This is a genomic window from Clostridioides sp. ES-S-0006-03 (genome assembly GCF_020662275.1).
GTDB lineage: Bacteria > Bacillota > Clostridia > Peptostreptococcales > Peptostreptococcaceae > Clostridioides.
In genome coordinates this window covers 23,963-33,239 of the sequence record NZ_JADGMM010000023.1, presented here as the reverse complement: position 1 = coordinate 33,239, position 9,277 = coordinate 23,963, and the positions used below count along the sequence as shown (strand labels likewise).

The 9,277-nt window shown below is 28.4% G+C and carries 12 protein-coding genes; 5 read left to right on the top strand and 7 right to left on the bottom strand.

Features of this window, described 5'->3' with window-relative positions; translation table 11 throughout:
- Window positions 1-202 (top strand): hypothetical protein (locus IR151_RS19575; RefSeq protein ID WP_227437584.1); only part of this gene is annotated, 202 nt, incomplete at its 5' end.
- A 130-nt stretch (window positions 203-332) separates the two neighbouring features.
- Here IR151_RS19575 and IR151_RS19570 read toward each other — a convergent pair.
- From IR151_RS19570 to IR151_RS19545, 6 genes are all read right to left on the bottom strand, one after another.
- Entirely contained in the window at window positions 333-710 is a 378-nt protein-coding gene (locus tag IR151_RS19570; protein ID WP_227437582.1) for a DNA polymerase III subunit delta, read from the bottom strand.
- Window positions 711-793: 83 nt separating this feature from the next.
- The gene (locus IR151_RS19565) at window positions 794-1,243 is read right to left on the bottom strand and encodes a permease prefix domain 1-containing protein (protein ID WP_227437581.1); all 450 of its coding nucleotides are present in this window, start codon (window positions 1,241-1,243) and stop codon (window positions 794-796) included.
- 4 nt (window positions 1,244-1,247) lie between these two features.
- Entirely contained in the window at window positions 1,248-1,577 is a 330-nt protein-coding gene (locus tag IR151_RS19560; RefSeq protein WP_227437578.1) for a PadR family transcriptional regulator, read from the bottom strand.
- A 175-nt stretch (window positions 1,578-1,752) separates the two neighbouring features.
- Window positions 1,753-2,610 carry a MerR family transcriptional regulator gene (locus IR151_RS19555; protein WP_227437576.1) on the bottom strand — a complete coding sequence of 286 codons (858 nt, stop codon included), beginning with the start codon at window positions 2,608-2,610 and terminating at the stop codon, window positions 1,753-1,755.
- A gap of 20 nt (window positions 2,611-2,630) precedes the next feature.
- The gene (locus IR151_RS19550; RefSeq protein ID WP_227437575.1) at window positions 2,631-3,296 is read right to left on the bottom strand and encodes an RluA family pseudouridine synthase; all 666 of its coding nucleotides are present in this window, start codon (window positions 3,294-3,296) and stop codon (window positions 2,631-2,633) included.
- Window positions 3,296-4,168: a class I SAM-dependent methyltransferase gene (locus tag IR151_RS19545; protein ID WP_227437573.1), complete on the bottom strand. Its 873-nt coding sequence runs from the start codon at window positions 4,166-4,168 to the stop codon at window positions 3,296-3,298. The genes IR151_RS19550 and IR151_RS19545 overlap by 1 nt, the downstream gene beginning before the upstream one ends.
- 168 nt (window positions 4,169-4,336) lie before the next feature.
- Between IR151_RS19545 and IR151_RS19540 the strand changes: the two genes are divergently transcribed.
- Window positions 4,337-5,080 carry an RsiV family protein gene (locus tag IR151_RS19540; protein ID WP_227437571.1) on the top strand — a complete coding sequence of 248 codons (744 nt, stop codon included), beginning with the start codon at window positions 4,337-4,339 and terminating at the stop codon, window positions 5,078-5,080.
- A 225-nt stretch (window positions 5,081-5,305) separates the two neighbouring features.
- Here IR151_RS19540 and IR151_RS19535 read toward each other — a convergent pair whose 3' ends face one another.
- Complete coding sequence (locus tag IR151_RS19535) at window positions 5,306-5,533, bottom strand: single-stranded DNA-binding protein (RefSeq protein ID WP_227437569.1); 228 nt, start codon at window positions 5,531-5,533, stop codon at window positions 5,306-5,308.
- A gap of 201 nt (window positions 5,534-5,734) precedes the next feature.
- Between IR151_RS19535 and IR151_RS19530 the strand changes: the two genes are divergently transcribed.
- The 3 genes from IR151_RS19530 to IR151_RS19520 all read left to right on the top strand — a co-directional run bounded on the left by IR151_RS19530 (window position 5,735) and on the right by IR151_RS19520 (window position 9,241).
- Window positions 5,735-6,304 carry a recombinase family protein gene (locus IR151_RS19530; protein WP_227437586.1) on the top strand — a complete coding sequence of 190 codons (570 nt, stop codon included), beginning with the start codon at window positions 5,735-5,737 and terminating at the stop codon, window positions 6,302-6,304.
- Window positions 6,305-6,782: 478 nt separating this feature from the next.
- Entirely contained in the window at window positions 6,783-7,937 is a 1,155-nt protein-coding gene (locus tag IR151_RS19525) for a trans-sulfuration enzyme family protein (protein ID WP_227437567.1), read from the top strand.
- Between the two features lie 50 nt (window positions 7,938-7,987).
- Window positions 7,988-9,241 (top strand): MFS transporter, encoded by a 1,254-nt coding sequence (locus IR151_RS19520; protein ID WP_227437565.1) that lies wholly within the window; start codon window positions 7,988-7,990, stop codon window positions 9,239-9,241.
- The last annotated feature ends 36 nt before the right edge of the window (window positions 9,242-9,277 follow it).

Below are 9,277 nucleotides of genomic sequence, written 5' to 3'. Positions count from 1 at the left end.
AAGAAATAAACAAGTTGATATAGTAATAAATACACCTACTAAAGGTAATGACTCAACAAGAGACGGATTTAAAATGAGAAGAACAGCTATTGAATTTTCTACTGAAATAATGACATCTTTAGATACATTAAAAGCTTTAGTAGAAGTTAAGAAAAAGCATATAAATAAAGATAAATTAAAAGTTTATAATATAGCAGAATAAAAAACAAACTGATATTTAGATTAATTAAAGGCGTTAGTTCCTAGGAGCTTTCGCCTTTAATTAATACTCTATAATTATTTTCTTATGTGAACTAAAATAAATATCAATCTTGATACTATCAGTTTTTTCTTTAATCATTAGATAGAGGATAAGAGTGGTAGTCATGAATTTCTTCATGTATAAGATTTTCATATTTATCATAATAGTATTTAATTGTAACAACTATTTTATCTCCTTTAGATACATTTCTATAGAGTTTTTTATTTTTAATAGAGTAGACCTCATCTTTATATATGGCATTAACTATAAAAATTTCTGACTCATAATCAAATGTTCCCATTACTGGATTATAGTGTTTTGAATCTTCTTTATAGCAGAAGCTTTCAACAGTCATTATATAAGTTCCAAATGAAATCCATTTGGTACCTTTAAATAAATTTACTTTCTCATTAATATATGAAACGCCTGGCGTATCAAGAATTTTTTCTAATAATATTTTTTTCTCCATATACAAAAACTCCTTTCATAGTACCTATTAATATCGTAGTACTTACTTGTATAAATAAAACAAAACTATATTTATTAATGTGACTACATAACATAATCATTTTCTATTTCTTTCTTTAACTTATTAATTATAATGCTTAAAATTATCAATATAACTACTACAATTATCAAAGCTATAATCAACCAAGGTGGAACTATGTGACCAAAACCTCTATTGGCTGTAAATGCAGCAGCTGCAACAAGCCATCCAAATAAATTTAAAAATAAAAGCCTTGAATTTGATAATCTTCGCAATAAAACTTTTTTAGGTTCTATTTTTTGTTTAAATATTGAACGTAATTCTACTGACATCTCACCATCACCATCAAATCTTTCAATTGCCTTATTTTGTGCTTCATCTATTTTATATCCATTTTCAATAAATTCATTTGCAGATGTTGTTAGATGTTCTCTTAACTCTTCTTTTAAATCTTGAATTTCTTTGTTATTTTCACTCTTATATAGTGTTTCTAAATACTCTTCTATTATTTTCATAAATCTAATCCCCCTTCTTTAGAAACTTGTTCATAATATCTTGTATAAAGTACCACTCTTGAATTTTTACTTCTAAGTTGTCCTTTCCATCATCTGTTATATTGTAATACTTTCTCCTGCTTCCTACGCCTTGGTCATTTCCCCAATAAGATTTTATCAAGCCCTTAGATTCTAATCTTTTAAGAGACACATAGAGTGTACTTTCTTTTAATTCAAATGTAGTTTCATCTCTAACTACTTTTGCTATTTCATATCCATATGAATCTCCTTTGCTTAGTATTGATAATATTAAAGTATCAATATGACCTTTAAGCACTTCTTTGTTTAAGTCCATAAATTCACCTACTTTATTTTATCATATACCTCGTATTATAAGGTATATAGATATATAATAAAACATTTCATATTATTTTCCAAGTCTAAACTATAAAATTTTAATTATTATTTAAAAAGGGCATTCCATTTATGATTTAAAAATCATTTGGAAACGCCCTTTTTATAATACCTGATTATACTAGACATCTTAAATCAATTTCTCTCTTTTTAACCTGTATCTGAATTTCGGTTAGAAGTTCATCTTCATTGTTTGTAGACAGAGGGTCTATTATAGGTATCTCATATATATAATTTTCAATAGGTATCCTTTTATAATCAACATAATCAACTAACTTTTTAAAAGCAGTATAATTTTCTCTGTAAGAGCCTTTATATGTCATACAAATAAAATCACCAGCTGAAATTTCAGATATATATTTTTGAGACTTAGCATCAAATAAATCTCTTTCAACATTTACAAAGCTATTTTCATAGATGACTTTATCTTCCTTTAAGAATTTATCTATAGATACAAGACCACTTACTCCACCATAAAACACAGAGATATTATCTTCTAGTATATTTGCTATTTGTCTTCTGGAAAGCTCCATAGTTTCTTCATTACTTAAACCTTCTTCATATTCTATGGATAAAATACTTCTTCTTGGAATATGTTTTCTTACTATTTTACCTACTTCATCTACTCTCATACCTTTTTCCATTGTTTCTTTTTTTGTACTTAATACTTTTTTTATAAGTTCTAATTCTTTAATTTTTTCATCTACGATATTAATCTTATTGGTTAATAATTTTAGAATTTCTTCATTGTTTTCATCTAATTTTTCTTTGATTTCTTTTAATGGCATACCTAGATACTTTAAGTATTTTATAATATCCAATTGTGAAAATTGGTCAATTGAGTAATATCTGTAATTGCTTTCTTGGTCAACATGAACAGGTTTAAATAAATCTATTTGGTCATAGTATCTTAGCGTTTGTATGCTTATTTTGTGAAGCTTTGACATTTCGCCTATTGAAAACTTTTTACTCATATAATCACCTCATTTGAGATTTAGAATATATTCCATGGATATTTATCAGGTGGAGTACATATAAATTCCATTTTTTCTTTTGTTGTTGGATGGCAAATTTCTATTTTATTAGACCAAAGAGAAATCTGTTGTCCAATTTTATTTACTTCTTGGCCATATCTTTGGTCTCCATATAATGGGTGTTTTCTAGTTGCAAATTGAACTCTTATCTGATGAGAACGACCAGTTTTTAAGTTTACTTGAACTAAGCTTAGATTTTCTTTAAAACCCAAAACTTTGTAACTAAGTTCAGCTTCTTTAGCATCCTTATGGTTTTTTTTCACAACACTCACCATATTTGTTTTTTTATTTTTATATAAAAAATCTTTTAATATGTCTGAATCGGATTTCATTTTACCATGAACAACTGCCATATAGGTTTTTTTGAATGTCTTATTTCTTACTTGTTCAGACAATCTTGAGGCAGCTTTTGATGTTTTGGCAAAAACCATGACTCCACCCACTGGTCTATCCAATCTATGTACCAAACCAATATATACATTTCCAGGTTTATTGTACTTTGTTTTGATATAGTCTTTTAAAAGATTTACCATGTCCTTATCATTGGTATCATCTCCTTGAGATAATACATTTACAGGTTTATCTACAACTAATAAATGGTTATCTTCATATATGACTTTTATCATTATTTTTTCTCCCATCTTCCAAATATACCACAAGGAAGTATTTTACCATCCCTAGAAGCTGGTATTCCTAATTCTCCACCATAGATTTCGCCATTGTTTGCCTTTTTACCTATTGTTGTAGACAGTACATTTTCTAGAACTATTGGAGAAAATCCTGTTGTATAAGAATTAATTAGAAAGAATAAAGGATTATCAGATAAAACACCCATACATAAATCCACAAAGCTATATAATTTTTCTTCTATTTGCCATACTTCTCCTTTAGGTCCTCTCCCATAAGAAGGAGGGTCCATTATTATTGCATCATATTTCTTACCTCTTCTTATTTCCCTTTCAACAAACTTTACAACATCATCTACTATAAATCTTACTGTTTGATTTTTAAGTCCTGATAACTCTATATTTTCTTTTGCCCAGTTGACCATACCTTTTGCAGCATCAACATGACATACTTCTGCACCAGCGGATGCACATGCTACTGTAGCTCCTCCTGTATATGCAAAAAGATTTAATACTTTTATAGGTCTGTCAGCTTTTTTGATTTTATCCATCATCCAGTCCCAATTGGCTGCTTGTTCTGGGAATAATCCAGTATGTTTAAATCCAGTTGGTTTAATGTGAAATTTTAAGTTTTTGTAATTTATAGTCCATTGTTCTGGATATCTTTTTTTGTGTTCCCACTGACCTCCACCTTTATTACTTCTATGATAATGTCCGTGAGGGTTTTTCCATAGAGCCCATTCAGACTCCATTGGCCATACAACCTGTGGGTCTGGTCTTCTAAGTACATACTTACCCCAACGCTCTAATTTTTCTCCATTTCCCATATCTATAAGTTCATAATCTTTCCATTTATCTGCTAATAATAACATATCTTTCCTCCTATAAAATAACTCTCAATCCTATGTATTATACCACAAAATCAGTCATTTTTTGCTGTTTTAGATACTTTCTATTCTTTACATTTATTGTTAACATTATTACTCTCTTAAACATATTATATAGTATCTGATTTTTTTAATAAGAGGAGGAGAGTTTTAATGGAAAATTATCAAGCTACAAATACTTGTACATATAACATATTATATGTGCAGTTTAACGAAGACTTTGGCAGAAGCAAATACTTTTCATATGATGTAAAATATCCTATTCTGTACAATATTAGAAATCAATCCACCTATGTAAATCCGCCTATTTTAAACAACATAAATTCTGCTGTAAAGATGACTGTAAATAATTTTAAGCTTGGGTTGCAAGAAGAAGAACAAGAATATAATAATGCAGCTTCTCAAAATTCACTTCCAAAACAAAGTTACTGGGTTTCTACTAATTATGCAGTTACTTTCAGTAAAAACTATGTACTAAGTATGATATTAAATCTTATGGGATTTGCTAGTAGTTATGGACCTAAGTACAATACATTAAATAATTACAATATAGACTTAACAAATGGAAAAGAACTTTTACTAGGTGATATTTTTAGAGATGGAGTTGACTATATAAACATAATAACTGATTATATAAAAGCTGAAATTAATGAAAACAGAGAAATGTATTACTCTAATGTAGAATTAGTTATACCTGAAGATCAGGCATTTTATATTACAGATGATGGGATTGTTATCTATTTTGGTGTAGATGAGATAGCGCCTGAAAGCTTTGGAATTCCTAAATTTAAGATGAGATTTTCTGATTTTGGAAATTTTATAAATCAACGTTTCTATTGTATCTCTCCAGACATATATGTTCAATCAAGAGGAAGAACTAAGCATTTTATGGTATAAAAATATAGATAATTCTGAGCCCTATTTTAGTATATCAAGATTTATGCTGGAGTAGGGTTAAGATTTATCTATCTTAAAAACATAATTTAAACAGTACTATTTGTATATGTTAGTTATATAGACTCAGACCTACTGATAAACATTTATATAGTACAATTAATTTGTATTAAAAGTTTTAACTTTTGACTCAACAAGAAGATTATATTATTATATATATTTAAGTTGTTATTTTTTTTTATACATTTGCTGATAAGCAGAATTTTTATTGATTACTTCTACCTTTAAATTGGGATTACTTACTACTTCATACAAAAAAAGTTTTCCTAATTTTAACCTGATGTTCATCTCCAACCTGTTCCATTCATAGCCTTTGAACAATTCTTTTAATAAAAAAACTTCTCCGCAATGGATGTTTTTTAACTCATCTATTGCATCATTTAACAGACTATTCATATTATTTCCTCCAATTTGTATAATTTCATTAACTTCATTATATTGTTAATTTTTGACATAGTCAAACAAATTATAAAGGAATTATAATGGTGTCAAAAGTTAACAGTATTGACACCAAAAACTCGTTTTAGTAAAATGTATAAAGACAAGTAGATACAGATATCTACAAATTCCTGCATTAAATATTTACGTTAGGAAGTGATTATTATTATATATGGATATTGCCGTGTCAGTACAAAGAACCAGACAGATAACAATAGTTTGTATCAACAACAGCAAGAGATATTAAGCAAGTATAACAATGCTAAAATAATAAAAGAAACTTATACAGGGACTACCACAAATAGACCTAAATTTGAAAAGATTATATCTTCTTTAAAGAAGGGAGATTTACTTGTTGCGACTAAACTTGATAGGCTAGCTAGAAGTACATCAGATGGGATACAACTGATAGAGGGTTTATTTGCTAAAGAAGTTAGTGTCCATATTTTAAATATAGGTCTCCTAGAAAATACTTCAATGGGGAAATTCTTTTTAACTACATTACTTGCAGTTGCAGAACTTGAAAGAAATATGATAATAGAACGAACTCAGTTGGGAAAAGAATTTGCTAGAAAGAAAAAAGATTTTAAGGATGGTAGACCAAAGAAATATAGTAATCAGCAGATACAATACGCATTGGGATTATTAAATTCTAAGCCTTATAGAGAGGTTGTGAAGATGACTGGTATCTCTAAAAGCACACTTATTCGTGCGAAGAAATCAACTTAATGAGATTTTACTTATAAAAAATTAGAGGTATAAATAAATTGGATTATTTGAATATATTTATGCCTCTAATTAATTTTATTTACAGATGTTAAATTATAGTAATGTATAATTACTATAGACTTTTGATGAGAAAATGACAATAAAAGAATTTATACAGAGAACAAAAAATTGATACTTTATGTATTGAATCAAATTTAATATAAAAAGAGATATGTCTTAAAACAAGCTTATTTTAAGACATATCTCTTTTTATATTAAATTTTTTAAACATTGTAAAAAAAATATCAAAAACATATTGACTCTATAGTTACTATAGAGTTTATAATTAAAACTATAAAAAAGCAAAATAAGTGTCAGATTTTTAGAAATTATAACAAATATAAAAGTATACTTAAAAAGTTTGTATTAATTAAAGCTGAATTGGTGAAATTTGGCAGGGAAAACGTTGTATAAATAGGTCAAAATAGGAGGAATTAAAATGAGTAATAATATTAATCAAGATTTGGAGACAAAAATAATACATTGGGGACATAGTGCAGACCCAACAACAGGTGCATTAGCTACTCCAATATGTCAAACAGCAACATTTGCTGCAAAGACAGTAGAGCATTTTGAAGAGTTATGTATGACATGGGGGTATGTATATACAAGAGAGTGTAATCCGACACTTACAGAGCTAGAGGCTAAATTAGCTATGCTTGAAAATGCAGAAAGTGCTATTTCTAGTACATCAGGTATGGGAGCAATAACATCTACTATATTAGCATTAGTAAAAAGTGGAGACCATATAGTTAGTTCTGATGGAATATTCTCACATACTAAATTATTTATGTCTGAGTTGTTAGCCAAATTTGGCGTTGAAGTTACATTTGTAGATGCAGTAAACCCACAAAATGTAAAAGATGCAATGAAATCAAATACTAAGATAGTTTATATAGAAAGTCCATTAAATCCATCACTAGATTTAGTAGATATAAAAACAATAGCAGAAATTGCTCACGAAAATAAGAGTTTAGCTATTGTTGACAGCACTTTTGGTACTCCAATTATACAAAGACCAATAGACTTAGGCGCAGACTTAGTAATACATAGTCTTACTAAGTTTATAAATGGACATGGAGATACTTTAGGGGGAGCAGTAGCAGGTTCAAAGGAATTAATAGATTTAGTTAGATGGCCAAGTTTATGTTGTTTTACAGGAGCATCTTTACCACCAATGAGTGCATGGATGATTTTAAGAGGCATGAAAACGTTAGACATGAGAATGAAAAAACACTGTGAAAATGGATTGGCAGTAGCAGAGTTTTTAGAGCAAGAAGAAAATGTAGAACTGGTAAAATATCCAGCACTAAAAACTCATCCTCAGTATGAACTTTGTAAAACTCAAATGAATGGTTTAGGTGGAGGAGTAGTTTCATTTAAACTTAAAGACGGAATAAATGGATTAACAAGAGACCAAGCTAGTAGAAAATTAATGAACTCTTTAGAACTTGCAACAATAGCAACAAGTTTAGGAGAAGAACATACATTAGTTCAAATGAATGGAGAAAATCTAATAAGAATAGCAGTAGGATTAGAGTCTGCAAATGATATAATAAATGACTTTAAACAAGCTATAGAAAAATTAAAATAAAGTTATATAAATAAAACTAGAAAATTATAAAATCTTAAGGAGACAAAATCATGGAAAACAAAAGTAATGTTAAGAGATTTTTGGTAATATTCATATTGGCATTTGGAACAACAGCTATGTATAGTTTACCATATATGAAGTCATCATTTTATGATCCAATGCAACAAGCATTAGCATTGAGTCATACGCAAATAGGGAACTTATTGAGTTTATATGGATTAGTAGGAATGGTATCTTATTTTATAGGTGGATGGTTTGCTGATAGATTTTCAGTTAGAAAACTGATAACTTTTTCTTTAATTGCTTCAGGAGCATTAGGGTTTTACTTCTCAACATTTCCATCATACAACATGATTCTTTTAATATTTGTATTATGGGGATTTACAACAATATTAACATTCTTCTCAGCTTCTGTTAAGGTTGTTAGAATGCAAGGTAGTGAATCAGAGCAAGGAAGAATATTTGGATTTTATGAAGGTTTATCAGGGGTATCAGGTACATTAATTTCTTTTATAGGTCTTTACTTCTTTGGAAAGTTTGCTGAAATAACTATTGGATTTAAATATGTAGTATGGTTATATTCTGCAGCATCTATAATATGTGGTATACTTTTATTCTTCTTAGTAGAAGAAAAGAAAGATACTGGAGCATCAGATGAAGGATTAAGCATTAAATCATTACTAAAAGTAGTTACAATGCCAAAAGCTTGGCTGATTGGTCTTATAATATTTTCAACTTACTTAGTATTTTCAAGTTTAACTTATTTAAGCCCATACTTATCAGAAGTTTATGTAATGCCAATGACTTTAGTTTCAGCTTTATCAATAATTAGAACTTATGTTATAAAAATGGGAGCATCTCCTATTGCAGGTGTTATAACAGATAAAGTTGGTTCATCTATAAGAGTAATGTTTGTAGGATTTATATTAATGACAATAAGTACAGCAGCTTACTTAGTAATCCCTAAGAGTGCAGCACTTATATGGATAGCTGTAATAAATATGATAATACTAAGTGTAATCTTATTTGGATTTAGAGGTATATACTTTGCATCTGTTTCAGAGTCTAATATATCTTTAGAAACTACAGGAGCAGTAGTTGGATTCGCTTCATTTATAGGATTTTCTCCAGATGCATTTTACTATACAGTTGCAGGTAACTGGTTAGATAAATATGGACAAACAGGATATACATATATATTTATTCTATCTGTAGTGTGTGCAGTTATAGGTATATTTGCCACTTATGCTTTAAATAAAATAAATAAAAAAGAAAATAAAAACTTGAATAATAAAATCGCTTAAATACTTATAATTATTTATATAACTCTACCTATTTTT

What these genes read in the sequence shown, in the direction of transcription:
- IR151_RS19520 (WP_227437565.1), top strand. Translation starts at nt 7,988, where the DNA reads ATGGAAAACAAAAGTAATGTTAAGAGATTTTTGGTAATATTCATATTG.
- IR151_RS19560 (WP_227437578.1), bottom strand. Translation starts at nt 1,577, where the DNA reads ATGGACTTAAACAAAGAAGTGCTTAAAGGTCATATTGATACTTTAATA.
- IR151_RS19525 (WP_227437567.1), top strand. Translation starts at nt 6,783, where the DNA reads ATGAGTAATAATATTAATCAAGATTTGGAGACAAAAATAATACATTGG.
- IR151_RS19545 (WP_227437573.1), bottom strand. Translation starts at nt 4,168, where the DNA reads ATGTTATTATTAGCAGATAAATGGAAAGATTATGAACTTATAGATATG.
- IR151_RS19535 (WP_227437569.1), bottom strand. Translation starts at nt 5,533, where the DNA reads ATGAATAGTCTGTTAAATGATGCAATAGATGAGTTAAAAAACATCCAT.
- IR151_RS19565 (WP_227437581.1), bottom strand. Translation starts at nt 1,243, where the DNA reads ATGAAAATAATAGAAGAGTATTTAGAAACACTATATAAGAGTGAAAAT.
- IR151_RS19540 (WP_227437571.1), top strand. Translation starts at nt 4,337, where the DNA reads ATGGAAAATTATCAAGCTACAAATACTTGTACATATAACATATTATAT.
- IR151_RS19550 (WP_227437575.1), bottom strand. Translation starts at nt 3,296, where the DNA reads ATGATAAAAGTCATATATGAAGATAACCATTTATTAGTTGTAGATAAA.
- IR151_RS19570 (WP_227437582.1), bottom strand. Translation starts at nt 710, where the DNA reads ATGGAGAAAAAAATATTATTAGAAAAAATTCTTGATACGCCAGGCGTT.
- IR151_RS19555 (WP_227437576.1), bottom strand. Translation starts at nt 2,610, where the DNA reads ATGAGTAAAAAGTTTTCAATAGGCGAAATGTCAAAGCTTCACAAAATA.